We start from the raw sequence: 24,235 nt of genomic DNA, 5'->3' as shown, positions 1-24,235 counted from the left end.
GTGGGCACCGGGGAATCGTAGCGTTATTTCGTTGGTAGACTACGTATTTACACGAAACGGAATGAAACGAGTCGTCGGCAAGGCCCAAAAAGGCCCAGCGGTCCTAACCTCCGATAAGTGAACATTATCGGAGGTTATAACTGTAGACTGCGGCCAGACCATCCGGCGCACAATACGTTTCGTTTCGTAATCTCAAACCAAACGGAATTTGTTACGTAATTACCGAGGGGATCACCATGACCGAATACGACACCGATCTCGCGCTACCCGACACCGTCCGCACCGAACTCCGGCGCGGCGTCACCAGCGTCCTCGTCGACACCGCCGCACTGCGGCAGGTCCGGGAACGCTTCGACAGCGAACAGGCCACCGCGCTCGGCCGCTACCTCACCGCCTCCCAGTCCCCGAACACATTGCGCGCCTACCGCACCGACTGGATCGCTTGGGCCGCCTGGTGCGCCACCGAGAACCGGTGCGCACTCCCCGCGGACCCCCTCGATATCGCCGTCTACCTCGCCGCCGCCGCGGACGCCCGCACACCCGACGGCCGCCACGCGTACAGCCCGGCCACGCTGGAACGCAAATCCGCCGCCATCGCCGCCGTGCACGCCGCCAACGGGCTGGCCGCACCCACCCGCAGCGACGTCGTCCGCCTCACCCTGCGCGGTATCCGCCGCACCCGCCGCAGCCGCCCCAACCGCAAACGACCGATCCTGCTGCACACCCTCGGCGAACTTCTCGACGGACTCCCCGAACCCGGCTGGCCCGGTGAACCCGCCCGCCGCCGGGACACACTGCTGCTGCTCCTCGGCTTCGCCGGAGCCCTGCGCCGCAGCGAACTCGCCGGGCTGCGGCTCGCCGACATCCACTTCGGTACCGACCACGGCACCGGGGAACCGCTGCTGCTGATCCACCTGCCCACCACCAAAACCGACCCCACCGGCATCACCGAACAACACGTCGCACTCCCGCGTGGCCGCCAGGCCCACACCTGCCCAGTCTGCGCCTGCGCCGACTGGATGCGAATGCTGGCCGTGCACACCGAGAACCCGGCGAACCTGCGCCCATGGGTCGAACAACTACCCGCCGCGGACCCGCGGATCCACCGCTGCCACGGCTACCACGCTGATCCGCGGCTGCGGCCCGACCAACCCCTGTTCCCCGCGATCAACCGGCACGGCGGCCTCGGCGCCACCGCGCTGTCCGGGCGTGCGGTCGCCGAGCTCGTCAAACGCTACGCGGCACGCGCGGGCCTGGATCCCGCGCTGTTCTCCGGCCATTCGCTGCGCGCCGGGTTCGCCACCCAGGCCGCCCTCGGTGGCGCCGCCGACCGCGAGATCATGCGGCAGGGCCGCTGGAGCAACCCGCGCACCGTACACCGCTACATCCGCACGGCCGATCCGCTGGCCGACAACGCGGTCACCAAACTCGGACTCTGACAACGGATTCGGGCTGTCGGAGACGGACGTCTGGCTTGCGACTCGGGATGATCAGCTTGCCTGTCGTTCCCGACGTCGTTCCGCTGGACATGGCCCAGAAATCCTGGAGCTGTCACAAGCCGCAAAGTAGGGGTGCCGTTAAGGATCATGTCACCAGGTACATGAGGACCGATGTGGTGTCACCGGTGGCATCCGGGGACCCTGGGCGAAGCGGCAATGCCCCGGCAGACCGTGACCTCGGCGTCCGTTGGCCGAACCTTCAACGGACACGGGGAAACCTTTGTCTGGATGTGCCGACCGGGCGAGATGCCGTCTCATTCAGCGTGTCCCCTGATCTGTCCGCTGAGGGGAGGCCCACGTGACCGCAACTCTCATCGGCTATGCTCGCTGCTCCGCCAACGAGCAGGACCTTATTGCCCAGCGGCATACGCTGTGTGGCCTCGGAGTCGCAGAAGAAGGATCTACCTCGACCACGGCTTCACCGGCATTCGCCGCACCAGGCCAAATCTCGACCAAGCTCTCGCGGCCGTCCGCGTCGGCGACACCCTGCTCGCCCCCGAACTCGACCGGCTCGCCCGTTCGGTGCCCGACGCCCGCGAGATCGGTGACTCCCTGGTCGCACGCGGGGTGAAGCTGTCGTTGGGTGGCGCCATCTACGATCCGCGTTGGTGGCGGTGGCGGCGTCGAGTAGATCGCGGGCCTGGTCGTAGGACAGCCGTGCGAGTCCGGTGTCGGGGCACAGGTCGCGGTCGGCGAGGTACTTGCCGGGCCCGGGGCGGCGGTGGGTGAGAAACACCGGTCCGTGGGTGCGGCCGCGGATCAGTCTCGGCAGTAGCCGGGCCGTGCCGGCGTCCCAGTAGACGGTTTCGAGGACGTGTTCGTGGTGGCTGGCGCCGCGTCGGCGGGTGCGGGGTTTGGCGCCTTTGGATTTCACGCGGGCGCACCGGCCCGCCAGGTCGAGGTCCTCGATGTTGATTTGAAGCAGTTCCTCTGCGCGGGCGCAGGTTTCATACAGCATCCGCCACAGCGTCTTCTCGCGCAGGTGGATGTCACGGCGGGAGATGAGCCGGTCGATCGCGGTCCGCGAGCGCACCGGTGTCTCGGAGTCCGGCGGGGTCGATCGCGCGGCCGAAGTCGGGATTGCTGGTGCGTTCCAGCCTTGCTCACGGCACCAGGCCAGCCATTTCGCGACTGCGGCGCGGCGCGCGTTTTAGGTGTTGACCGCCGCTTGGCCCCAGAGAGATTCAAGAGCCGCGCCGATCTCGTCGTCGGAGACCGAGTCCAGGCCACGACCGGAGCCGGGCAGTCCGTCGCAGGCGTCGAGTTGGTCGACGGTCTTGACGATCGCGATGCCGTAGGCGCGGCGGGTGTTGCCGGACCCGAGGGTGTCCAGGAACGCCTCGGCGGATCCGCGCAGAGTGCGGGGCGCGGCGGTGTGGATCCGGGTCACGGTCGCCGACATCGGCCCACCTCTCCGCCTTGCCCCGGATAACAGGGTCGCTTCGTGTCGCCGTCGCGGCGGGATCGCCGCAGGCCGGATCCGATGATACTTCGGATAACAGCCCGTTATCCGGGGTACGGAGAGTTGGGCCCAGTGGTGGTGTCGAAGAGTCGGTCGAGGTGGTCGGTCAGCACGGCAAGGGCGGCCTCGGGGCTGTGCTGGCCGGTCAGCACGCTGGTGCCCAGACCGTGGGTGAGCATGACCAGCCGGATCGCCTCGGTCGTGACGTCGAGGTCGCCGGGGATCTCCCGGTGGGCCTGTGCGCGTGCGAGTGCTTGGGCGAGTTGGTGTTCGAGCCGGTCGATGCCTGCGACGAAGGGGTGCTGGGCCAGGTCGGGGTCGGTCATGGCCAGCACCGCATAGGAGGTGGCGACGAGGTGGAAGGCGCGGCTGGCGGGGTCGGTGGGCAGGGCTTCGGCGCAAAAGGCCTCGATCAGCGCGCGGGCCGGGGGCGGATCGGGCAGATCGGCCAGGCGTCGGTTCCAGCGGAGGTGGCTGAGGGTTTCCAGGTGGTTGAGGGTGCCGACGAGCAGTTCGGCTTTGGTCGGGAAGTAGTACTGCACGAATCGCAGTGAAACCCCGGCCTCGGCGGCCACGGCGCGGATGGTGGCCGCGTGCAGTCCCGCGCGGGCGGCGACGGCCACTACGGCGTCGGCGAGCTGGGCGCGGCGTTGGGCGTGGTCCACGGTTCGGGGCACGGTCACCTCTCTCGGCATCACTACGAAGTCAGTGATACAGATGTATCGGATACAAATGTATCAATATTTGGAGGTGAGCGTGCAGCGGTTCGGCACAGGTGAGAAGACCGTGGTGGCCCCGGCGCGGGCGGGCGCGCTGCTGGCGGTGGTGTGTGCGGCGCAGTTCATGGTGGTGCTCGACGTCTCGGTGGTGAACGTGGCGTTGCCGTCGATGCGATCCTCGCTGGGGTTCAGCGACTCCGGGCTCGCGTGGGTGGTCAACGCCTATGCGCTGGTGTTCGCGGGCCTGCTGCTGGTCGGTGGACGCCTGGCCGATGTGTTCGGCCGCAAGCGGGTCTTCCTCGCCGGGCTGCTGGTGTTCACCGTCGCGAGTGTGGTCGGCGGGCTGGCGGCGACGCCGGGCTGGTTGATCGGCGCCCGTGCTGTCCAAGGGGTGGGGGCGGCGGTGCTGGCGCCGGCGACGCTGACGATTCTGACCACGAGCTTCGCGGAGGGGCCGAGGCGGACGAAGGCCTTGGCGGTGTGGACCGCGCTCGGCTTGGCCGGTGGGACGGCGGGCAATCTGCTCGGCGGTGTCCTCGCCGAACTCGCGTCGTGGCGGGCTACCCTGCTGATCAACCTGCCCGTCGGTGTGCTCGTGCTCGTGGTCGCAGCCGGTGTCATCGCCGCGGACTCCCCACCTCGCTCGCGGGCCCGCCTGGATGTGATGGGGGCGGTGCTGGTGACGTGCGGGCTCGCCGCGATCGCCTACGGGTTCGGCGAGGCCGCGGCGCGCGGATGGTCCGCACCGGTGACCGTGTCGGCGCTCGCGATCGGGGTGGGGCTGGTGACCGCGTTCGTCATCGCTGAGACGCGATGGGTGCGGGTGCCGCTGATTCCGTTGTCGTTGTTGCGGATCCGGTCGGTGGCGGTCGGTAATGTCGCGATGTTGCTGGCCGGTGCGTGCCTGAATCCGATGTGGTTCTTTCTGACCTTGTCGATGCAGAACGTGCTGGGCTACACCCCGATACAGACGGGGCTGGCGTTCCTGCCGCACACGCTGGTCACCATTGCGGTCGGCACGCAGGTGACCCCGTGGCTGATGCGCCGGGTCGATGCCCGTGTGCTCATTGCCGCCGGGGCGCTGCTGGCCGCCGTCGGTTTCGGCTGGCAAGCCCAGCTCGGCCCAGACAGCACCTACCTGACCGGCATCTTCGGTCCCGCCATCGTGTTCAGCATCGGCGCGGGGCTGATGAACACCCCGCTCACCGCCGCCGTCACCGCTGGAGTACCCCTCCCCGATGCCGGCGCGGCATCGGGGCTGATGAACACCACCAAGCAAGTCGGCGCATCCTTGGGGCTGGGGGCACTGGTCACGGCAACGGCGGGCTCGGCCGTCGGCTACGACCGGGCCTTCTGGCTGATCGCTGCGGCCATGATCGCCGTCGCGGGGATCGCGGTGGGGCTACCTGCCCACCGCGACCGGCGATGAACGAGCGCCCACCCCGTAGTACCGGCCGTCCGCCCGGCGAGGAGTCGGATCAAGCCGGGGATTCCGAGGCGCGTGTGGTGAGCAATCCGGTGAACTCCTCGGCATAGGCCAGATGCCGGCGGAGACGGTCCGCGCTGTCGGCGGCCTTGTCGCGGAACGCGAGCAGATCCGCCTGCGCCGCCGCCCGCGCGCCAGGATCGGCCGAGGCGTCGTCGAGGACGTCGATCGCGTCGAGCAACTGTTTCATCTCCGCGAGCGTGAACCCGAGCGGTTTCATGCGGCGGATCACCAGCATCCGGGCGACATCTGCCTCGGTGTAGAGCCGGAACCCGCCTGCCGAGCGGGCCGAGGGCTGCACCAGCCCGACCTCGTCCCAGTGCCGGATCGACTTGAGCGAGAGCTCGGTGCGCTCGGCGACCTGCCCGATCTGCAGGTAACCGCTTGTGTCGGCGCCCATGTCAGTGTCCGCCGACCAGGTGCCCGGACAACCGGTCGTGGCGGGCTTCGGAGGCCAGGTTGAGGCCGATGATCTCCACCGTCTTGCCCTTGGCGGCATATTTGGTGGTGATCGCGTCGAGAGTCGCCACGGTCGAGGCGTCCCAGATGTGTGCATCCGACATGTCGATTACGATATTGGCCGGATCGCCGGTGTAGTCGAACTGGTAGACCAGGTCGTTGCTGGAGGCGAAGAACAGCTCGCCGCGGACCGTGTAGACGCGGGTGTCGATCGCGCCGTCGTGGTCGGTGTCGGACTCGGAGACCTTGTCCACCTCGGTGAAATGCGCGACGCGGTGGGCGAAGGCGACCATCGCGGTCAGCACACCGGCGATCACGCCGTAGGCCAGATTGTGCGTCGCGACCGTGACAGCGACAGTGACCGCCATGACCGTGGTTTCGGCGATCGGCATGCGGCGCAGGATCTTCGGTGCGATCGAATGCCAGTCCATCGTGCCCACCGAGACCATGATCATGACCGCGACCAGCGCCGCCATCGGGATCAACGCGACGACATCGCCGAGGCCGACGACCAGGATCAGCAGGATGCTCCGGCCAGGAAGGTCGAGATGCGGGTGCGGGCGCCGGAGGATTTCACGTTGATCATGGTCTGGCCGATCATGGCGCAACGATGATCGCCAGATTCGCCGCACGCAGTGTCTCTTCCCGCACATACCATTCCGCCGTCCACGCGAGGATGTCGTAGGAGATGCCGCACGCCTCCGCCATCCGGGTCAGCCCCAGGTTCGTCGAATACGCCAGCAGTACCGCGATGAGGTTGCGTTTGAGCTCCGGGGTGCGGGCCTGTTTGCCCGAGGCGTGAGTGAAGCAGTCCAGGTAGCCGGTGCGTTTGTCCAGCTCGATCAGCAGCGACACGATCGGCGCGAACGGCAGCATCTCGGTCAACTCGGCCTTGAGCGAGACCGCCTCCGCGGGCACATCTTCAGCGGTCAACGGCGAGATCACCAGATCCCCGCCCTCATCCACACGCACCGGGCCGTCCCCGCCGGCCAGCACCGCCTCCAGCTCACCGACCGCCTTACACAGCTCGTCGGTCACCGCGGCCAACGCCGCGCCGGGATCGGCGGGTTTGCCGACCAGGCGGCAGAACTCGACGCGCTGCGGCGCCCATTGCTGCGGGTCGAGCAGGTACGCGGCCGGATCGGCGTAGCGGCGCGAGCCCGCCACGTACACGTCTCCACTGCGCAGCCCATCGCGCAGCCCCAGCAGCACACACAACTCCCAGTAGTGCCGATATGCGGTGACACTGCCAGACTTCCGGGCCTCCTCGAGATAGCCACGCCACTTCGTCGGCACGAACCCCGCCGGCGCCTCGTCGAACACCTTCCGGCGGCCGGTCGCGTTCAACTCGCGCAGCATGTCCACCGCGATCAGCAACTCCCTCGCCGCAGTCCCGCCGGCGAACCGCACCACCGACAACACCGCCGGAGTGAACTGCCGCAGATAGTTGTATGACAAATCCAGCGCGGCCAGATGCCCGTGATCACGCGGCAGACGGGGTCTGGCCTGCGCCATCGCCGCCCGCAACCGCTCCCACCCGATCGCATCGCCCCGAATCAGACCACCGATCTCCTCGTCGCCGATCTGCGGATCGCAGACGATAGCCAGCAGCTCGTCCAACAGCGCTTGCCGATCCTCACCGGATTTCCGCGTTCGGCCAACTGCTGCTGCATGCGCCGCTCCGCCTGCCCGAACTTCGCCGAGATCGCCTGATCGAACAGCGCCACCACCTCATCGAACACATCAGTGCCCGACTGCGCCAGCACCGTCAACAGAATCGGATACCGGCGCTGCGGGTCACGACGTTGCAGGGCCTGCGGCGTCAGACGGCGGCCCATCGTGGCCAGGAGCCGGCGCCGCTCGGCAGGCAGCACCGACATATCTTGGCGCGCCTGCCATACGAACCGATCTCCACCGGATCCACCCGAAGCTGCTCGGCGAGCCGGGCCACCGCCACCGGCGGCGCCGTCGTCAACCGGTCCGGCACGAACCCCAGCCACGACAGCGTGCACAACGCGACCGCCAGCCCCAACCGATCCGCCGGGCCCCGGCCACGGCCCGGATCCACGAACGCCAGATCAGCCGGGGGCAGCGTGAAATACCGGAACAACTCCTCCCGGCTGATCTCCGCGAACACCCTCGTCGCCACGAACCCCGACCTCCAGCACACCGATCAACCTCATCGGCAGCCAAGCCAAGCACCAACCACCCGACTCCGCACCCCGAACACGAGAACCCTGCCTTACCAGGGTCACCGGTCTCACGGACTGGCTCCCGCCCGAGGCTCGAGCCGTCGGTTGACCGAGCGTCCTTTGTGGGGCCCGATGGTGCCGATTTCGCGGCACTACGGTGACCCGATTCAGCGGTAGACCGTCAGACCGTCCGCCAATTCCGCTTCGTCACCGTCGCGGTAGGCGGCGAGGGCCTGCTGCAGGGCGAAGGTTCCGGCGATCGCGGTGATACGGGCGGTCGTTTCGTGATCCGCCCAACCACCGAGTGTGAGCACCCTCCGCAACAGGGAATCGCCGTAGCCGGCTCCGAGGGCTGCAAGGTCCTCGGCGGGGTCACCGAGACAGACCTCGTCCCAGTCGACCACCCCGCTCAAGCGCGGGAGCCCGTCGATGTTCTCCCACAACACGTTCTCGGGCCCGAGGTCACCATGCACCACCGCCGCAGTGAGGTGAGGAAGGGCTTCGATGGCGACGAGTTCCTGTTCGGCACGCCGACGCCCACCGGCGGACATGAGCTCGAACAGCTCGGCGCGGACATCGGCCGCGAACCGCGGCCACCGGTCTTCCAGAGCCGGTAGGGCCGCCCGTATCCTATCGTCGCTGCCGGCTCTGGCCAGATCGGCCAGCAGTCCGACGTACTGGCCTGCGACCACATCGGCCACTTGCGGGTCGTCGAGTACCTCAGCGGCCAACGGAGCTCCAGGAACACGGCTCAACACCAGGAACGGCTGCTCACTGATGCCGTCCGCGCCGCCATCCTCCAGCGGAACCGGCACACGGAAACCCAGGTCGAATCCGGCCATGACACGCAAAACAGCCGCTCGCCGCGGCAGCCGTACCGCCGCCGCCTCGGTGCGAGGCAGACACACGACACGATCCGGGCCGACCACCACCAAATGGAACTGCCCCTCATGGACAGTGAAATCCCCCCGTCCGGCATCCGGCAGCAACTTGCTCAACACAGCCCGATGCTGTCCAATCACCGTCTCCACGACACAACCCACTCTCGCCACAGTTTGGTTCAGCTTCACACGTTGATGACACGAATCGCAGTCACCAGCATTCCAGAGCTCAGCAGAGACACTGTCCGGGAATGAAGGCCGAAACCTCGGACACATGCAACCGCCGAGAACGAACTGCTCTAGCGACCCGCCCACCTTCGCGCCGTCGAACAAACAGAGCCTCGTCTGGCGGTCAAATGCGCGCAACCGCATTTCCGTGATGAGGGAGAGACTGTCTTCCGCGAGGTCGAAGGTCTATACGAAATCGCTGATAACGGCGGACCCAGGATCCTGCCCGCGTCGTCGAAACGCAGGAGTAGCTGAGCATTTATGACCAGCCCCTGCTACGAAGGCATCTTCGAACAAAACCCCATGGACGCAGAAAACGGGCCGTTCACCGTCAGGGTGAGCTGGCCTGGTGGAGTTCCGTAGCGTCGATCCGAGGACGCAGGCGCGAGCATAAGGCAAGCACCCGAACGGATCTTCGATACGATCGGCAGGCGCCGATGGACCGCGCCGCTGCACCAATGGGACTGGTCTGTTCCGTGGGAGTGGCCGTCGGCCGGCCGCACCCCGGACTCGGACAACGGCCCCGGTTCCGGTGACGGAGAGGTCTCGGTATGGCATCTACCGATGTCGCGGGCGCGGTTATCGGCCGGGGTCACACGGGGGTCGCGTCCGATAACCGCGATATACCGTCCGAGCTGGGCTTTCTCGCCAATTTTTCTCCGAACGTGGGCTCTGGTCCCGTGCCCGACTGTGCGAGGATATGAGCGCTCCACGAGTCAGTCCGTTTCAAACACCCCCTTTGGAAGGATGCTCAGATGGCGCAAGAAACCAGCACTGCCACCCGTTCCAGCAACGGCAGCAGTCAGCAGGAAATCCAGAGCCTGGACATGCTGCGCATGGGCCTGGATGAGATCCGGCAGGAATGCCAGAACGCGCGGCAGTACGCGCAGCAGGCACAGAACATAGCCCGGCAGGTGCAACAGCAGGCCCGCCAGGTCCAGCACCAGTCGCAGATCGCGCAGAACCAGGCCAACCAGGCCAACAACCAGGCGCAGCAGGCCCGCCAGCAGGCGATCCAGGCGCAGAACCAGGCGCAGCAGGCGCTGAGCGAGGCCGACCGGGCCCAGGCCCAGGCCCAGCAGGCCCAGAGCGAGGCCAACCAGGCCGCCCAGCGCTGCCAGTCGGCCCAGGACCAGTCGGACCAGGCCGCCCAGCTCGCGCAGCAGGCCGAAGATCAGTCCAGCCGCTCCCAGGATCGCGCCATGCAGTGGGAGCTGCAGTTCCACCAGATTCGTCAGCAGATGCGCCAGTTCTGACGGAGCCGGGTCTCCGGCCGGGCGATCGCCCGCTGACCGGGGCCGGCCGGGCGGGGTCCGGTGAACTGGTTGGTTCACCGGACCCCGTACTCGTATACGGCCGCGGTGGAACCGGCAGGTAATCGATTTCATGGAGCGCGGTGTTCGTCGTAGCCGGGCGGCGGCCGGCTCACCGGCCGAGGAGAACGGAGCGCGCGGCGGCGAGGCGGTCGGTGTCCTCACGGGGCGTGTGGTCGCCGGAGATCCGGTCGGCCCATTCGAGTAACCGACGCAGGTGGGGTTCGGTGGTGGGGGTGTGGATACGCGGGTTTCCGGCAGTGACCGCACCGGTGGTCCCGTCGATGGCGATCAGGGTGCCTTCGGGGAAGGTGTTCCCCGGTGTTCGTATCGACGTGGCGTCCACCGACAGATCGGTCACTCGCACAACGGCGGGTTTGCCCATGGCCCGGGCGACGACGGCGGCATGGCAGGCGGGCCCGCCGCGGCTGGTGAGGACTCCGGTGGCGGCCGAGAGGCCGTGCATATCGAGTGGGGACGTATCGGGCCGCACCAGAATGACCGGACCGGCGGCGGCCATGCGGACCGCCGCGTCGGAGGTCGTCGCTATGCGACCGACCGCGACACCCGGGCAGGCGCCCAACCCCCGGGCGAGAACGTCGTGCGGGCCGTCGAGGACCAAACGCGGGATGCGGGCGTGCCGAAGCTGTTGCGGGGTGACGCGCAACAGCGCCTCCCGGGATCCGATGAGTCCTTCGTCGGTGAGGTCCACCGCGGTACGGACAGCCGCGGCAGCGGCCATTTTGCCGCGATGGACCTGCAGGAGCCAGAATTCGCCGGCTTCGAAGGTGAATTCGAGGCAGCAGGAGTCGCGGAAGTGTGCTTCGATCCGGGCCAGCGCCGCCACGAGGCGAGACCACACGGCCGGTTCCCGCCCGGCCAGTTCGTGCAGCGGCAGCGTCGGCGATCGCCCGGATACGACGTCGTCGCCCTGAGCGCCGAACAGAACGTCACCAAAAGGCACGGGTTCGCCGGTATTGGGGTTACGGCTGAACGCGACACCGGTGCCGCTGTGCTCGTCGCGATTCCCGTACACCATCGCCTGCACGGTCACCGCAGTCCCGCGGTCGGGCGGCAGGTCGTGGATCGCGCGGAATGTACGCGCACGCGGTGTGTCCCACGAGCGGCAGACCGCGGCGATCGCAAGCTCCAACTGCTGGAACGGACTGTGCAGGACCTGCGGCCCGGCGTGCTGTGTGATGACGTCCTCGGCAGCTCGGATCGCGTGGTGGAGGGCTGTGTTCCCCTCGGCGGCGTCCTGCTGGAGCACCGCGGCCACGTCGGGGTTCGTGGCGACCGCACCGCCGGCAACGGACGCGAAGCCGGACAAGAACCGCAGCCGGGTGACCAGGGCGAAGCGGGAATCGCCGGTCTCGGCGGCCAATCCGCGTGCGGCCCCGGCGGTGAGCCCGAGGTTGAGCACGGTGTCCATCATGCCGGGCATCGACACCGCCGCACCGGAGCGGACGGACACCATCAGCGGCTTCTCGGAGTCGCCGAGCCTGCGATGAGTCGCGGCTTCGAGGTCGGTGAGGGCCGCGGCGAGCTGTGCGGTGAAGCCGCCGGGGAAGTGCCCGTCACGCAGGAAGGCACGGCAGACCTCAGTGCCGACGACGAAGCCGGCGGGGACGGGGAGACCCAGACGGCGCAACTCGATGAGCCCGTATGCCTTGGCGCCCAGGACGTCCACCGGCTGGTCGGTCGCCGCGGCGAGCGGGTGGATGTATCGCATGGTCAGAATCTCGGGATGCCCAGGGTCACCAGGAGATCTTCATGCAGCTGGAACCACACCGTGTGATAAGACGCGGTGTCGGTCGCCACGTAATCCGGGTCGCCCGCCCGGACGCGCCCGAGCGCGCCGGCGAGGCGGAGGCGATATCGCCGGAATCTGGGCAGTGCCGCCGACAGGTGGGTGCAGATGGTTTGCGCGCGCAGGTCCACGTCGGACAGACGATCGAGAATGCGGGTGTCGTACCCGGGATCGGTGTGGTCGTTCGCGGTCACGATCCCGTCGACGGATCGCAGCTGCCATGCCGTACACAGGTCGAGCACTTCAGGGTTGAGCGTGAGAAAGCGGTGGTACGCTGCGGTGACGGCGGTACCCGCCTGCGCAGTGTCCAGTTCGTCGGCGATCTGTTCCGCGTTCAGCGCGCGCCCGGCGTCGGTGAGACCCCACCCTCCGAAATCACCGCTCGGATAGGTAACAAGCCCCTCCGCGGCCAAGACGATCAGATCCGCTTCGGCCGCAGATTCTGGTGTCCCGGTCGCTTCCGCCAACCGGGCGACGCCGGCATGACCGATACAGCGCAGGGAATGCAGCACGAGTCGGCCGGTGTCGTCCGGACCTGGCGATATCGGTGACATCATGATCGGGCTCCGTGCGCCGGCCCGGCGGTTGCGGTTCGCCTCCCGATACGTGTGGCGAACCGCTGCTGCGCCGCTTGCCGGGAAACACCGAGGTGGGCGCCGATCTCGGCCCAGTACAGGCCTGCTTGCCGCGGTCGGCCCACGAAATAGTCGAGCAGGCGGTTCACCTGTAACCAGTCCGCCCCGATCGACGCCGCTTCGAACAGCCGGCTCGGGGAGTCGCCGGGATAGGCATGCTCGATCGCAGCGATAACCGTGCGTAGCGGCAGTTGACGATCCATTCGTCAACTGTAAGTTGACGGCCCCGTCATCGTCAATGTGCGGTTGACGAGCCGCGGATTCCGTCATCAGCAATCGAAAGAACTCACAATTTCTAATTTGATAATCGCGGCGTGTCGCGGCGCGGGTTGTGGATCGCACAGCACGCCTGCACCACCTTCCGGACATCCGCCCTGGTCGCCGAACACAGTGTCACTGCCGGGGCAACGCGGCGCACCGCCCACGACGAATTCACCACGCGACGAGCCAGCACATGCCGGGCCGACCCACCCGGCGCCTCCTGCGGCCGAGAGCTTGCCGACCAGCAGGGATGCGGTGGCGTGCCCGAACTTCAGCGATCCGGCCAACCGCAGCAGGTCGTCGTAGTGCTCGGCGATCAGGTCCAGGTTCAGCTTGCGGGTCAGCAGCGGTCCCGCGTGCGGGAACCGCGCCTCGGCGTCGGCGCGCGGCGCCGGACGATAGAGGGTGATCTTGCCCAGGTCCCGGATGCGTGGGGACAGCTGCATGCCGAGCAGATCGAACAGCACGAAGTTCACCAGGGTGACCCCGTGGGTGTCGGTGGCGTGTTCGGTGATCGGCAGATCGGTGGCGTTGCCCAGGAGTTCGTCCAGGACGTAGTGGGCTTCGCGGCGGGTGGTGACTATCACCTTGGTGCCGTAGGTGGTGGTGGCGGTGATTTCGCGTTGTCGGGTGGCGCACCGATGGAGGGTCGCCGGAGTCGAAGCGGTGCGGAAACCCACAGGTTCGAGAATGCGCTGGTCGCGCGCTGGCGTGTGTCATTTCGGTCGGCATCACCGGTTACGTCGGAAAGTGGATCAGTGCTAAGGGGGGAGGGTTTTGTCCAGGTACATCGAGGACACCGTGTAGCCGCGGCTGCGGTAGAGCGCGATGGCCGCGGTGTTGTCGCCGACGACGTTCAAGCCCAGCCGGGTCGTGCCTTGTTCGGTGACGAGTCGTTCCGCGGCGTCGAGGATGGCGGATCCGTATCCGAGCCGGCGGAAGGGCTTGAATACGTAGATGTCGTACAACCAGGCCGAACGGCCGGTGCTGGTCGCCTCGCGTGGGTCGGGACCGATCCAGAGGTCACCGACGGTCTGTCCCACGGTGTTCTGCGCGACCAGTAGCTGATGGCCCTGGGTGTCGGGACCGTCCGGGAGATAGAGTTCGGCACCCGCTCGGACTTTCTCGCGCGCCGAGTTCTCGGACATGAACTTGGCGAGTTCGCGGACCGACTCGATTTCACGATGTGTGGTCGCCGCACGGAACTGCGCGGGCGTCATCTTCCTCAGCGTGACGTGGTGCGGGTCCATACCGCCATCATGACCCGGCGGAGCCGACGCCGGTATCGAATTTCGCTCAGGTCGATAGAGATCCGGCGCGTACCCGTGGTGCAGAGTTGCGTCGTGTGTGTCTCTTGAACGATCGTTCGTGAGACACCCTGTGGTTGTGGATTTTCGAAGTTGACTGCACGAGTGACCTGCCGGTTCGGGGTCGTGTGCGCGGGACTTCGAACATCGGCGTGTCGTGTACTGGTGTGCACTACCGTGCATCCGGCTCGTACTTCGTGTGCACGGCGGTGGAGATTCGGTCAATGGTCGACGATTCGGTGGTGGTGGAACGCGGCGTGGTCGCTGCGGACAGGGATCGATGGCGGGTGGCCGTCGACCGGGCGGAGGTGATCGGGCGTCTGGCCGAGAGGGACCGGATCAGTGTGACCTGTGCGGACCAGGCCGCTGCTCGGTTGGGGTTGAAGCGCCGCCAGGTATACGAGCTGGTGAAGCGCTGGCGGGCCGGGGCGGGTTTGGCGTCGGATCTGCTCCCGGGCAAGTCCAGCGGCGGCCGGGGTGGTGAGCGGTTGCCTGATGATGTGGAGGCGATCGTGCGCACAGTGTTGCGGGCGCGGTACATGAGCAGGGAGCGGCGGCCGGTGGCGGTGATCTGCCGCCAGGCCAAATGTAAGAATGGACTTTAAGAACCTACCGGACATGTGTCAAGAAATTCGGATAGATACCCTAATCTGACGCAATTCATGCGAGCTCATGGGCGTGGTGTTGGGGTACACCCCACCTGGACATATGTCGATCACTGCTGAATTTGCGTGCGTATAGCATCGCAAGAGCAAACTCTGAACCTGACGCCGATCGGTTCAGGCCCGAGCTCAGGTATCCGCCCTTCACGGGGGAACCCATAACCTCGCCGTGGAGGTGATCGTGTCGAACATGGCGCCGACCACTGTGGTCGCGATCTACGACATCGGATTTCCGGAATCACGAAAAGTTGCCGAGTTCCGGTTGGCCGCCGACGGGGCGGTTGCGCTCACGGTCACCGATCCTGATGGTTGCCTCGTGGCCGAGCAATGGCACGAGCGAGGTATCAAGGTCTATAACCCCCTCGACCGGATCCGGCCGGCACAAGGCGCGCGGTTTCTTCGCGCCCTGCTGGACCTGCCTGCCATGAGCTACTACCGCGTCGTGGACGAAAGCCCACACCAGCCACCTGGTCTGCCACAACAACCACGACCATGAGAGACAGCGTCACCCCAGTTCTCATCAACATCGTGCGCCGGTTGACCAGAACGCTGGACCTGGGTACCCGCTCGGTGTCGAGCAGCTATCGCCGCACCAGCAGTACCGCGAGCGACGGTGCCCAAGTGCTGAACAACGCCAACGCGCGCGGTGCGCAACATCTGCTCGAAGAAACCCGTACAGTGCGTCAACCGCACCCGATGCAGGTGCCGACACCAACACGCAATCCGAACTACCGCCCCAGCAATACCGAGTCGGCAATGGCAGCGCGACGGTTGACCACCGATGTCGAGTTCACCGGGGATATGCGCGAGGCTGTCGCACGCAGTTCCACGGAAGTGCGCAAAATGCGGTCCACCGACGGCGAGCTCAACGTCTACAAACCCATCCACGGCGAGAAATACGACGCCGGCCTCCCATTCATCCACGCACCCGGTTCCCTCACCAGCAGGGAGATCGCCGCGTACCGGGTCGACGAGATCCTAGGATTCGGCCGTATCCCCCCAACCGCACGAACCGACGGCATCACAGGCCCCGACGGGAACCCCACCGGCCCCGGCATGATCCAGCAATTCGTCGACTCCACAGCATCCAGACCAGTCACCGCCTACCCCAAGATCCAGCAACAACAAGTCGCCGTCCTCGACTACATCATCGGCTCGATGGACCGCCACCCCGGGAACTACCGCACCGTCGACCGCGGTGACCACCTCGACCTCGTCGCCATCGACCACGGCCGATCCTTCCCCATGGCCCGCAAGCCCCTCGAGATCGAGATCGACTCCGACTTCGTCACCGCCCACAAAGGCCAACAACTCGATCCAGAAGTCCTGGACGCCCTACACAACGCCGATACCGACCGCTTACGTGCAGCACTCGAAGACGCGGGAAACATACATCCCAACGCCATCGACGGCGCATTGGCCCGACTCGAGAAAGTACGAGAACTGGGCCATATACCCGCCGATGTCAAAGTTCTACCCCCCTGACCCCAACCGCCGGAAAGGCACGGGCCGCGCCGCAGACAGTTCAACAACGCAGCCGATTCCGCAGTTCAGAGCGCGGAGTCAGGGAGAACCCGTCGCCTGCTACTGACACTTTCGTGTCGCCTCTCACCCCGTTGCATACGACTTCGAACATCAGCGCAGTCGACTTCAAACATCGACAGTGGTCCAGCGGGTCTCCGCTGGTGGGGTTTGTAACGGTTGCCGTGTACGCATCAATGTCAACCTGTCGGGGGTTTGCGATACGTCGCCGGGCGTGAGAATCGGCTACGGGCGTGTATCCACCACCGAACAGAACCCCCAAGCTCAACACGACGCGCTCGCCGCGTCCGGCTGCGAGCAGATCTACTCGACCTGCTGCTGGTCCAGGTCGCCACACCGCGGGTCGTGCACCGCGACGGCATGGATCTTCGATCCCGAGCTGCTCAGCCAAATACCCGACCAGCTCGAACGGGACGTCCAGCGGGTCGGTCAGGAACATGCCCAAGTTGCGCACCGTTACCACCTGGATGGCGAAACCAGTCTGGTGCCATCGCGACGCCGGCCCGCGATCACCTCCCCTGGTTCTTTGTTGTTCTTCGCGATGTGAGAGGTGGTGATCGATGAGCAAGATTTAACATATATAGATGCGCATATCTCCGTATTCATATTGTTATTTCTGAGGGTCGAACTGATCGTGTCGGTCCCTGTCCGTACCGACGGCTCTACATTTAGGATGGGCTACCCCCACAATCGGTTATCGTCGATGAGTTGAGGCACCGTCGGGGTTGCGTAGCTACCACTCCCCTGCCCATCGCGACCGAGACCGGGCCGGACCATCCCCCGGCGCACACCGGGCCCGCGGCAGACATGAGAGCGAGGGTGGGACGGAGAACAAGGCCCATGTGTCAGTGCTCCCGCTCCAGCCGGGCGAGCCGGGTGAGGGCGGGCAATGCGGCGGCGAGTGCCCGGCTGTCCGCGGGGCTCAGCGCGGAGATCATCGGAGCCAGGTACCGCACACGGTCGTCGTGGCGGGTTTGCCGCACCTGCCGACCCGCCTCGGTGAGGTGCACGATCACGGCCCGGCCATCACCGGGGTCACGGCGGCGCAATACCAGCCCGTCACGCTCCAGGCGCGCGATGAGTTGCGTGACGCCCGGCTGCGTCATCTGTTCGGTCCGGGTCAGATCGGTCAGCCGCGCCGGGCCGCCGTGCGCCAGGGTGTCGAGCACCGACAGCGTGGTGAACGGCAGCTTCTCCCGGACCGGGATGCGGATGTAGACGCGGTTGAAATCCTCGATTGCCGCCGCGAAAGCGCCCACGTCGAAAGCGTCCGAATCGTCCATCCCAGGGACTATATCCGAAATTTATATAAGTTGCTTAAATACACTGCTTATGCAAAGCTGGGCCACACGGCGTAGGAGGCCAGATGAACGACAGCACCCCCGGTACCCGGCCGTTCCCCCTCACACCGACGAAGATTCACGTCCCCGACAGGGTGCTCACCGACCTGCGGCAGCGCCTGAATCTCACCCGTCTACCCGACGATGCCGGCAACGACGACTGGTATTACGGCGTGCCTCGTGGCTACCTCCTAGAACTCGTCGACTACTGGCGTGACGGATACGACTGGCGCGCAGCCGAAGCCGAGATCAACAACTACCGGCACTACCGGGTCGAAATCGAGGAGGTGCCCGTACATTTCATGCGCAGGCCCGGCGTCGGGCCGAATCCGACACCGCTACTCCTGACACACGGCTGGCCCTGGACGTTCTGGCACTGGTCCAAGGTCGCCGACCTCCTGGCAGATCCGGCGGCGCACGGCGGCGATCCGGCCGAGGCGTTCGAGGTGATCATGCCCTCGTTTCCCGGTATCGGGTTCTCCAGCCCGCTGACCAACCGCCCGGATATGAACTTCTGGAAGGTCGCCGATCTCTGGCACACACTCATGACCGAGGTCCTGGGCCACGAGAAATACGGGGCCGCCGGCTGCGACGTCGGTGCGCTGGTCACCGCCCAGCTCGGCCACAAGTACGCCGACGAGTTGTATGCCCTCCACATCGGATCCGGGCTGAAACTCACTCTCTTCAACGGCGATCGCGCCTGGGACTTCAGCGGCGGGATACCGATCCCCGACGACATCTCCGACGAGATACGCGCCCGAATCGTGGAGCTGGACAGCCGTTTCGCCGTCCATCTTGCCGCCCACCTCCTGGCCCCCAGCACCCTCGCTCACGGCCTGTCCGATTCCCCGGCGGGCATGCTGGCATGGATCCTGGAACGCTGGTGCAAATGGAGCGACAACGGCGGCGACATCGAGACCGTATTCAGTAGGGACGACCTGCTCACGCACGCCACGATCTACTGGGCCACCAACACCATCGGCACCTCGATACGGCTCTACGCCAACCACAACCGCTACCCCTGGACGCCTTCCCACGACCGCCGCCCTGTCGTGCAGGCCCCCACCGGGATCACGTTCGTCGGCTACGAGAACCCGCCCGGCGTGGGCACCGCGCAACGCGTCGAACACTTCCGTGCCAGTGACCGCGCCGAGTGGTACAACCACGTCAACCTCACCGTCCACGACCACGGAGGCCACTTCATTCCCTGGGAGATCCCGGACGAATGGGTCAGCGATCTACGCCGCACCTTCCGGGGACGCCGCTGACCCGCGGCCGCCGGAATCCACTCGAGCCCCGCCGGTTCGGTGGGAGTGCACGGATTCGGCGCAGGTGCCAACGTAAGGCCAGATCCTCCCCCTCATTGCGGGGCTCCCCACCGAGGTTCGGTTTGGGATGGTGCGATAGATGTTTTAATGCGCATATCTAGATACCGACAATTCTTGCGATTTGTGGCTGTAGGCAGGTGCGGGCGAAGCATCGGAGAACAGTTCTCGGTTCCAGAAGCTGGAGTGCGCCACCGAGACCCGATCCGTTCGGTGACCACCGCACACACGCCTTCCGGGGAGATACGGGCCCGGCCACCTCCCGACTCCCGCACTGCACTACATCCGGCCACGGCGGCGGGATACATACGGTACGGCCCGGATCCGATGCCGCGCCGCTACTCTGGTGCGAACGCCGCGAGACGGAGACGAACAGAGGACAGGAGACCGATCCGATGGGTCCGGTGAACCGTCGCTTATTTCTGACCACCAGCGCGGTTGCTGCCGGCGCCGTCGTCCTGGGAACGGGATCGGCCGGCGCGCGCCCCACTCCCCCGGTCGAGGTCGCCCCACTGGGTGACGATTTCCTGTGGGGTGTCGCCTCCTCGGGATTCCAGTCCGAAGGGCATGCGCCGGACAGCAACTGGACCCGCTATATCGCGGCCGGAAAAACCGAGGACCTGTATCTCGACTCGGTCGACTTCTACTCGCGCTACCGGTCCGATATCGCACTGGCCGCGCAACTCGGGGTGCGTGTCTACCGGATCGGGATCGAATGGGCCCGGGTACAACCGCGTCCGGGCGAATGGAACGAGGACGGTTTCCGGTTCTACGACGAGGTCGTCCAGGCCATTCGCGCCGCGGGTATGCGCGCCATGCTCACCCTGGACCATTGGGTCTATCCAGGCTGGCAGGCCGATCGGGGTGGGTGGCGGCGCGCCGGAATGGTCGAGGACTGGCTCACCAACGCCCGCCGGGTGGTCGACCGGTACGCCCGGGACGAACCGCTGTGGATCACCTTCAACGAACCCGCCACATACCTCATGAACGAGGTACGCCACGGCGGGATCGGCGTCCCGGATATCCCGGCGGTGCAGGACCGGTTGGCCGACGCCCACAACGCGATCTACGACCACATCCACCGAGTACAGCCGGGGGCGATGGTGAGCAGCAACGCCGCCTATATCCCCACCGCCGAAGACGCCGTGAACGGTGCGTTCATCAGCCGGGTCGGCGCAAAACTGGACTACATCGGCATCGACTACTACTACGGGTTCTCCCCCGTCGACGTCTTCACCCGGGTGCCCGACCCCAGCAAGATGTGGACACTGTCGCTGCAATCCGAGGGTATCTACTACGCGCTCGACCACTACGCGCGGCGATTTCCGGGCAAACCCCTCTACATCGTGGAAAACGGGATGCCTACCGAGAACGGGCGCCCGCGGGCGGACGGCTACCGCCGCGACGACCTGCTACGCGACACCGTGTACTGGATACAGCGCGCGGTGGCCGACGGCATGAACGTCATGGGCTACAACTACTGGAGTCTCACCGACAACTACGAATGGGGTTCCTACACACCGAGGTTCGGGCTGTACACCGTCGACGTCCTCGGCGACCCCGGCCTGATCCGCCGGCCCACCGGCGCCGTGGCCGCCTATACGGCCATCACCCGGCGCGGCGGAGTCCCTGGCGATTACCGGCCGACCCGGGCACCGGCCACCTGTTCGATCGTGGACGGAATCACCAGCTGCACCGATCAGGTCACCGTGCCGCGCTGATCCGCGAACGGTCACCTGATCGGCCGAACCTCACCGGATTGGTCAGTCGACCTCGACTGGACGCGCCGCGGTGCCGTCCGGCTTCGCGACCGGTTCGGGCGCGTCGGTGCCCAGCGAGCGCCAGCGCGAGACCGCAAACGCGATCACCGCCGGCCACCCCGGCCGGCCGGAATGATCTCGATTGCGGTATGGCCGAGTCCCGCTCACGGGATGCTGCGGGATCCGACGCACAGTGCGTGGTCGATCAGGGCGCTGGCCGCGTTCTCCTGGTCCAGGATGTGCTCCGGGGTGTCGCCGCGTGCCCCGGACATGGCAACTACGGCGCTTCGCCGGCCGTCGTCGGTTACGCCGTTGAGGGTGATGTAGCCGCCGTCCCCACCCTCGTGACTCCAGTAGGTTCCTCCGCAACTCAGAGGTCGTTGAACCAGGCCGAGCCCGTATCGACCGCCGGGCCACATATGTTGGACCTCCCTGCTCACGGGGACGGTCTGCTTCATCTCGGCCAGTTGCTGTGGTGGTAGCAGGCGGCCACCGAGTAACGCGCGGAAGAATTCATTCTCGTCCTGGGTGGTCGTGACCCACGAAAGGTTCTGGTCCACTGGTATCTGGTCGGTGACATCCACTACGGAACCGGGGCCGAAGTACTGGTAGGCCCGCGCGTGCGGTGAGGGCAGGGTAGGTGAGGCGCCCATCCACAGAGTCCGGTCGAGGCCGAGAGGGACCACGATGCGGTCTTCGATCTCCTGGTGGGCGGGCCGACCGGTGGCCTGCTGGATGATCATATCGAGCAGAATATAGCCGGTGTTGGAATATTCCCAGCCCTCTCCGGGCGGGAAAACCGGTGCATGGGCCATCGCGCGGGCCACCAGCCGCTCGGGGCTGTGGACCTCGTGGCGCTGCTGGTAGTACTCGTCCGGCGTGGTATATCCGGGCAGGTCATCGCGGATTCCGCTGGTGTGCTGAAGCAGGTGGCGGATCGTGATGCGGTTGCCGTCGTGGCCGTGACCCTGCACCACTTGCGGCAGCCAGTGGTCGACCGTGTCATTCAGGGACAGCGTGGCCTCGGCCGCCAGTTGGAGAATCACGGTGGCGACGAGTGTCTTCGATGTGCTGGCCATACGGAAGTAGCCGTCGGGAGAGACCGGGCGGCCGGTGGTCAAGTCGGTGGTGCCGCTGGTGGCGACCGCCTGCCGACCATCAGGCCCGATCATGCGGGCTTGCACACCGCTCACACCGAGGGCGTGGATCGCCTCGGCGTCCCGAAGCAACTGCTCTTCGGAGAAGGGGTCGGCCGGCTCGGCACACGCGGTGACCACCCCCACTGCGAGCAGCGTAACGGCACCGAACGCCACGGCGAGGCGCATTCGCACAGTCGAAGTCATGACCGAACGCTAGTTTCGTCCCCAACGGGCCACATCCGGCGTCACCCTGAAATCCGGATAGGGGGTTTACCCCCGCATGCGGACAGGGTGGGACCATCCTCGACCCAACCGACACCGCCGGGGGCACCACGCACCGGATGACAGCGCATGCGGGTCTGCCACAGAAACGGAGCGGAATCTCAGGACCGCGGCGGATCCGCCGACATCATCGCCGAACATTTTGAGATTCGCCACGAATACCACGACTCCACAGTAGACGCGGCTGATCACCGGTGATGCCTGGTTCGGCCTGCGGTGATGACCGGGGACCTACGGGCGGCGGTCGCCGTACAGGGACTGCTGTATCCGCCGGATCCCAGGTCGGTGGCCTTCTGCAGGCTCGGCGGCAATGTCGCCACGGGGGCCGGCGGAATGTGCTGTGAAATATGGGGATCTGCTGTTTCGTGGCGGCGCTGGAGGTCGTGTTCGCCGACGGGCGAGTCCTGCGGACCGGCACCCGCACCGTCGAGGGTGTCTCGGGGTACGACCTGACGAGGCTGTTCGTGGGGTCGGAGGGGACGTTGGGGTGGTCACCGAGATCACGGTCGCGGCTCGTACCGGCGCCCGATCCGGCCGCGACCGTCGTGGTGTCCTTCGCCGATCCGGCCGCCGCCGGGACCACCTCGATCCAGCGGGAACTGCGCTGGACCTTCGACCCCCGCGCCGTCCTGAACCCCGGCGTGGTGCTGTGACCTGTTCGGCCGGGGCCGGTGCGATGCCGGGGTGGGCCGGGCGTGCGAGACTGGCCGGGTGAACGGGGAGAAGGAAGTCCGCGCCGACCGTACTCGCTCCACCGGCGCCACGCGGCCGCCGGATCGGGGGGACGTTTTCGGTTCCGGCGTGTTGTGGGTGGCCAAATGGGCGGTATGCGTCGTCGCCATCGCGGCCGGGGCCTGGGTCCTGGGCTTCCTGGCGGCCCGGCTGTGGGTGGTGCTGCTGCCGGTGCTGCTCGCGATCGTGGTCTCCACGGTGCTCTGGCCGCCCACCCGCGTGCTGGTGAAAGCCGGGTTGCCGCCTTCCGCGGCGGCCTCGCTCACGCTCATCGGTTTCATCGGCGTGCTGGCGGGCGGTATCGCGTTGATCGTGCCCTCGGTGGTGGATCAGGTGCCCGAACTCTCCGACAAGGCCACTACGGGTATCAACACGGTCCGGGACTGGTTACAGGGCCCGCCGCTGAATATCCGGGACGAACAGCTGAACTCGGCCGTCGATGCAGTGGTCTCACGCGTGCAGTCCAGCGCCGAACAGATCGCCTCCGGTGTTTTCACCGGAGTCAGCACCGCCACGTCCGTGCTGGTCACCATATTCCTGGTGCTGATCCTCAGCTTCTTCTTCGTCAAGGACGGGCCGAAATTCATCCCGTGGATGCACAAGTTCACCGGCGGGCGCAGCGGCCGGCATTTCGAGGAAGTGCTGGTGCGGGTCTGGGATGTGCTCGGCGGGTTCATCCGCACTCAGGCGCTGGTCAGTTTTATCGACGCGTTCTTCATCGGGCTCGGGCTGGTACTGCTCGGTGTGCCGCTGTGGGGTGTGCTCACCGCACTGACATTCCTGGGCGGCTTCATCCCCATGGTGGGCGCGTTCGTCGCCGGCGCGCTGGCGGTGCTGGTGGCGCTGGTCGGCAAAGGATTCACCACCGCGCTCATCGTGCTCATCATTATCATCGCGGTCCAGCAGCTCGAGGGCAATGTGCTGCAACCGGTGCTGCAGAGCCGCACCATGAAATTGCACGCGGTCGTGGTCCTGCTCGCGGTCACCGGGGGTGGGACCCTGTACGGCATCACGGGAGCGTTCCTGGCGGTACCGGTGGTCGCCGTGGTGGCGGTCGTGGTGCGCTACATCAGCGAACAGATCGATGTGGCCGTGACCGAAGCCGATCCGGCCGGGGAGGCCGCGGCGGCGGACCCGGCGACGAACGATGTGGATACCGAGAAGGCCGCGGAGCCCGGCCGGTAGCGCCGGCCCCAGGCCG

Annotated in this window: 23 protein-coding genes and 3 pseudogenes; 12 read left to right on the top strand and 14 right to left on the bottom strand. The window is 66.5% G+C overall.

The features are described 5' to 3' along the window. Window positions 1-236: 236 nt before the first annotated feature. Together NGR01S_RS02500 and NGR01S_RS29890 are read left to right on the top strand one after the other, a co-directional pair. Window positions 237-1,439 carry a tyrosine-type recombinase/integrase gene (locus NGR01S_RS02500; RefSeq protein ID WP_063034538.1) on the top strand — a complete coding sequence of 401 codons (1,203 nt, stop codon included), beginning with the start codon at window positions 237-239 and terminating at the stop codon, window positions 1,437-1,439. Window positions 1,440-1,610: 171 nt separating this feature from the next. Continuing rightward, complete coding sequence (locus NGR01S_RS29890) at window positions 1,611-2,228, top strand: recombinase family protein (RefSeq protein ID WP_373861378.1); 618 nt, start codon at window positions 1,611-1,613, stop codon at window positions 2,226-2,228. Between the two features lie 421 nt (window positions 2,229-2,649). Here the strand turns inward: NGR01S_RS29890 and NGR01S_RS32215 are convergent, their stop codons facing one another. Continuing rightward, window positions 2,650-2,901, bottom strand: a complete 252-nt coding sequence (locus NGR01S_RS32215; RefSeq protein ID WP_245664403.1) for a hypothetical protein — start codon at window positions 2,899-2,901, stop codon at window positions 2,650-2,652. 104 nt (window positions 2,902-3,005) lie between these two features. Then, window positions 3,006-3,644, bottom strand: a complete 639-nt coding sequence (locus tag NGR01S_RS02490; RefSeq protein ID WP_245664402.1) for a TetR/AcrR family transcriptional regulator — start codon at window positions 3,642-3,644, stop codon at window positions 3,006-3,008. 67 nt (window positions 3,645-3,711) lie between these two features. Here NGR01S_RS02490 and NGR01S_RS02485 point away from each other — a divergent pair, with 67 nt between their 5' ends. After that, on the top strand, window positions 3,712-5,109 hold the full coding sequence (locus NGR01S_RS02485) for an MFS transporter (RefSeq protein ID WP_245664401.1): 1,398 nt from the start codon (window positions 3,712-3,714) through the stop codon (window positions 5,107-5,109). Window positions 5,110-5,158: 49 nt separating this feature from the next. Here NGR01S_RS02485 and NGR01S_RS02480 read toward each other — a convergent pair whose 3' ends face one another. From NGR01S_RS02480 to vph, 4 genes and pseudogenes are all read right to left on the bottom strand, one after another. Next, window positions 5,159-5,566: a MerR family transcriptional regulator gene (locus NGR01S_RS02480; protein ID WP_063034537.1), complete on the bottom strand. Its 408-nt coding sequence runs from the start codon at window positions 5,564-5,566 to the stop codon at window positions 5,159-5,161. Between the two features lies 1 nt (window position 5,567). Beyond that, window positions 5,568-6,232 (bottom strand): annotated as a pseudogene (locus NGR01S_RS02475) (SulP family inorganic anion transporter); the annotation flags it as partial. Window positions 6,233-6,234: 2 nt separating this feature from the next. Further along, a pseudogene (locus NGR01S_RS32975) lies at window positions 6,235-7,774 on the bottom strand (Tn3 family transposase); the annotation flags it as partial. A 210-nt stretch (window positions 7,775-7,984) separates the two neighbouring features. Next, window positions 7,985-8,839 carry a viomycin phosphotransferase gene (gene vph, locus NGR01S_RS02460; RefSeq protein WP_281179704.1) on the bottom strand — a complete coding sequence of 285 codons (855 nt, stop codon included), beginning with the start codon at window positions 8,837-8,839 and terminating at the stop codon, window positions 7,985-7,987. Window positions 8,840-9,681: 842 nt separating this feature from the next. Here vph and NGR01S_RS02455 point away from each other — a divergent pair. After that, window positions 9,682-10,182: a hypothetical protein gene (locus NGR01S_RS02455; protein ID WP_063034533.1), complete on the top strand. Its 501-nt coding sequence runs from the start codon at window positions 9,682-9,684 to the stop codon at window positions 10,180-10,182. 169 nt (window positions 10,183-10,351) lie between these two features. Here the strand turns inward: NGR01S_RS02455 and NGR01S_RS02450 are convergent, their stop codons facing one another. From NGR01S_RS02450 to NGR01S_RS02430, 5 genes and pseudogenes are all read right to left on the bottom strand, one after another. Beyond that, window positions 10,352-11,971, bottom strand: coding sequence for a pyruvate, phosphate dikinase (locus NGR01S_RS02450; protein WP_063034532.1), 1,620 nt, complete (start codon window positions 11,969-11,971; stop codon window positions 10,352-10,354). A gap of 2 nt (window positions 11,972-11,973) precedes the next feature. Beyond that, a complete protein-coding gene (locus NGR01S_RS02445) occupies window positions 11,974-12,606 on the bottom strand; it encodes a helix-turn-helix domain-containing protein (RefSeq protein WP_063034531.1) in 633 nt (210 codons plus the stop codon). Continuing rightward, window positions 12,603-12,887 carry a hypothetical protein gene (locus NGR01S_RS02440; RefSeq protein ID WP_063034530.1) on the bottom strand — a complete coding sequence of 95 codons (285 nt, stop codon included), beginning with the start codon at window positions 12,885-12,887 and terminating at the stop codon, window positions 12,603-12,605. Before NGR01S_RS02440 ends, NGR01S_RS02445 begins: the two co-directional genes overlap by 4 nt. 276 nt (window positions 12,888-13,163) lie before the next feature. Next, window positions 13,164-13,547, bottom strand: a pseudogene (locus NGR01S_RS32970) (Tn3 family transposase); the annotation flags it as partial. A gap of 159 nt (window positions 13,548-13,706) precedes the next feature. Continuing rightward, window positions 13,707-14,195, bottom strand: coding sequence for a GNAT family N-acetyltransferase (locus NGR01S_RS02430; RefSeq protein WP_063034528.1), 489 nt, complete (start codon window positions 14,193-14,195; stop codon window positions 13,707-13,709). A gap of 281 nt (window positions 14,196-14,476) precedes the next feature. Here NGR01S_RS02430 and NGR01S_RS02425 point away from each other — a divergent pair, with 281 nt between their 5' ends. From NGR01S_RS02425 to NGR01S_RS02415, 3 genes are all read left to right on the top strand, one after another. Next, window positions 14,477-14,857 (top strand): helix-turn-helix domain-containing protein, encoded by a 381-nt coding sequence (locus NGR01S_RS02425; RefSeq protein WP_157107083.1) that lies wholly within the window; start codon window positions 14,477-14,479, stop codon window positions 14,855-14,857. A gap of 226 nt (window positions 14,858-15,083) precedes the next feature. Further along, window positions 15,084-15,410 carry a hypothetical protein gene (locus tag NGR01S_RS02420; RefSeq protein ID WP_063034526.1) on the top strand — a complete coding sequence of 109 codons (327 nt, stop codon included), beginning with the start codon at window positions 15,084-15,086 and terminating at the stop codon, window positions 15,408-15,410. A 125-nt stretch (window positions 15,411-15,535) separates the two neighbouring features. Beyond that, entirely contained in the window at window positions 15,536-16,399 is an 864-nt protein-coding gene (locus NGR01S_RS02415) for a protein kinase family protein (RefSeq protein WP_169811852.1), read from the top strand. Between the two features lie 40 nt (window positions 16,400-16,439). Here NGR01S_RS02415 and NGR01S_RS33070 read toward each other — a convergent pair whose 3' ends face one another. After that, window positions 16,440-16,895: a hypothetical protein gene (locus NGR01S_RS33070; protein ID WP_373861385.1), complete on the bottom strand. Its 456-nt coding sequence runs from the start codon at window positions 16,893-16,895 to the stop codon at window positions 16,440-16,442. Window positions 16,896-17,301: 406 nt separating this feature from the next. Next, on the bottom strand, window positions 17,302-17,739 hold the full coding sequence (locus NGR01S_RS02405) for a MarR family winged helix-turn-helix transcriptional regulator (protein WP_063034523.1): 438 nt from the start codon (window positions 17,737-17,739) through the stop codon (window positions 17,302-17,304). Between the two features lie 83 nt (window positions 17,740-17,822). Here NGR01S_RS02405 and NGR01S_RS02400 point away from each other — a divergent pair, with 83 nt between their 5' ends. Continuing rightward, a complete protein-coding gene (locus NGR01S_RS02400; RefSeq protein ID WP_063034522.1) occupies window positions 17,823-19,064 on the top strand; it encodes an epoxide hydrolase family protein in 1,242 nt (413 codons plus the stop codon). A 452-nt stretch (window positions 19,065-19,516) separates the two neighbouring features. Further along, on the top strand, window positions 19,517-20,842 hold the full coding sequence (locus NGR01S_RS02395; RefSeq protein ID WP_063034521.1) for a family 1 glycosylhydrolase: 1,326 nt from the start codon (window positions 19,517-19,519) through the stop codon (window positions 20,840-20,842). 203 nt (window positions 20,843-21,045) lie between these two features. Here the strand turns inward: NGR01S_RS02395 and NGR01S_RS02390 are convergent, their stop codons facing one another. Beyond that, a complete protein-coding gene (locus NGR01S_RS02390) occupies window positions 21,046-22,224 on the bottom strand; it encodes a serine hydrolase domain-containing protein (RefSeq protein WP_063034520.1) in 1,179 nt (392 codons plus the stop codon). A gap of 297 nt (window positions 22,225-22,521) precedes the next feature. On the opposite strand from NGR01S_RS02390, the gene NGR01S_RS32185 reads away from it, so the two are divergent. The 3 genes from NGR01S_RS32185 to NGR01S_RS02380 are packed head-to-tail and all read left to right on the top strand — an operon-like array spanning window position 22,522 to window position 24,219. Then, window positions 22,522-22,755: an FAD-binding protein gene (locus NGR01S_RS32185; RefSeq protein ID WP_245664397.1), complete on the top strand. Its 234-nt coding sequence runs from the start codon at window positions 22,522-22,524 to the stop codon at window positions 22,753-22,755. After that, a complete protein-coding gene (locus tag NGR01S_RS02385) occupies window positions 22,650-22,955 on the top strand; it encodes an FAD-binding oxidoreductase (RefSeq protein ID WP_063034519.1) in 306 nt (101 codons plus the stop codon). The genes NGR01S_RS32185 and NGR01S_RS02385 overlap by 106 nt, the downstream gene beginning before the upstream one ends. Before the next feature lie 58 nt (window positions 22,956-23,013). Beyond that, window positions 23,014-24,219, top strand: coding sequence for an AI-2E family transporter (locus NGR01S_RS02380; protein ID WP_063034919.1), 1,206 nt, complete (start codon window positions 23,014-23,016; stop codon window positions 24,217-24,219). Window positions 24,220-24,235 lie beyond the last annotated feature (16 nt).

It is taken from the genome of Nocardia grenadensis NBRC 108939 (genome assembly GCF_001613445.1).
Taxonomy (GTDB): Bacteria; Actinomycetota; Actinomycetes; order Mycobacteriales; family Mycobacteriaceae; genus Nocardia; species Nocardia grenadensis.
The sequence above is the reverse complement of the archived record's forward strand: the minus strand, read 5'-3'. Positions and strand labels throughout refer to the sequence as shown.

Coding starts and splice junctions, on each gene's coding strand:
- NGR01S_RS02500 (WP_063034538.1), top strand. CDS start 237: ATGACCGAATACGACACCGATCTCGCGCTACCCGACACCGTCCGCACC.
- NGR01S_RS29890 (WP_373861378.1), top strand. CDS start 1,611: ATGTGGTGTCACCGGTGGCATCCGGGGACCCTGGGCGAAGCGGCAATG.
- NGR01S_RS32215 (WP_245664403.1), bottom strand. CDS start 2,901: ATGTCGGCGACCGTGACCCGGATCCACACCGCCGCGCCCCGCACTCTG.
- NGR01S_RS02480 (WP_063034537.1), bottom strand. CDS start 5,566: ATGGGCGCCGACACAAGCGGTTACCTGCAGATCGGGCAGGTCGCCGAG.
- NGR01S_RS02455 (WP_063034533.1), top strand. CDS start 9,682: ATGGCGCAAGAAACCAGCACTGCCACCCGTTCCAGCAACGGCAGCAGT.
- NGR01S_RS02450 (WP_063034532.1), bottom strand. CDS start 11,971: ATGCGATACATCCACCCGCTCGCCGCGGCGACCGACCAGCCGGTGGAC.
- NGR01S_RS02445 (WP_063034531.1), bottom strand. CDS start 12,606: ATGATGTCACCGATATCGCCAGGTCCGGACGACACCGGCCGACTCGTG.
- NGR01S_RS02440 (WP_063034530.1), bottom strand. CDS start 12,887: ATGGATCGTCAACTGCCGCTACGCACGGTTATCGCTGCGATCGAGCAT.
- NGR01S_RS02430 (WP_063034528.1), bottom strand. CDS start 14,195: ATGGACCCGCACCACGTCACGCTGAGGAAGATGACGCCCGCGCAGTTC.
- NGR01S_RS02425 (WP_157107083.1), top strand. CDS start 14,477: ATGGTCGACGATTCGGTGGTGGTGGAACGCGGCGTGGTCGCTGCGGAC.
- NGR01S_RS33070 (WP_373861385.1), bottom strand. CDS start 16,895: ATGTTCCTGACCGACCCGCTGGACGTCCCGTTCGAGCTGGTCGGGTAT.
- NGR01S_RS02405 (WP_063034523.1), bottom strand. CDS start 17,739: ATGGACGATTCGGACGCTTTCGACGTGGGCGCTTTCGCGGCGGCAATC.
- NGR01S_RS02400 (WP_063034522.1), top strand. CDS start 17,823: ATGAACGACAGCACCCCCGGTACCCGGCCGTTCCCCCTCACACCGACG.
- NGR01S_RS02395 (WP_063034521.1), top strand. CDS start 19,517: ATGGGTCCGGTGAACCGTCGCTTATTTCTGACCACCAGCGCGGTTGCT.
- NGR01S_RS02390 (WP_063034520.1), bottom strand. CDS start 22,224: ATGACTTCGACTGTGCGAATGCGCCTCGCCGTGGCGTTCGGTGCCGTT.
- NGR01S_RS32185 (WP_245664397.1), top strand. CDS start 22,522: ATGACCGGGGACCTACGGGCGGCGGTCGCCGTACAGGGACTGCTGTAT.
- NGR01S_RS02385 (WP_063034519.1), top strand. CDS start 22,650: ATGGGGATCTGCTGTTTCGTGGCGGCGCTGGAGGTCGTGTTCGCCGAC.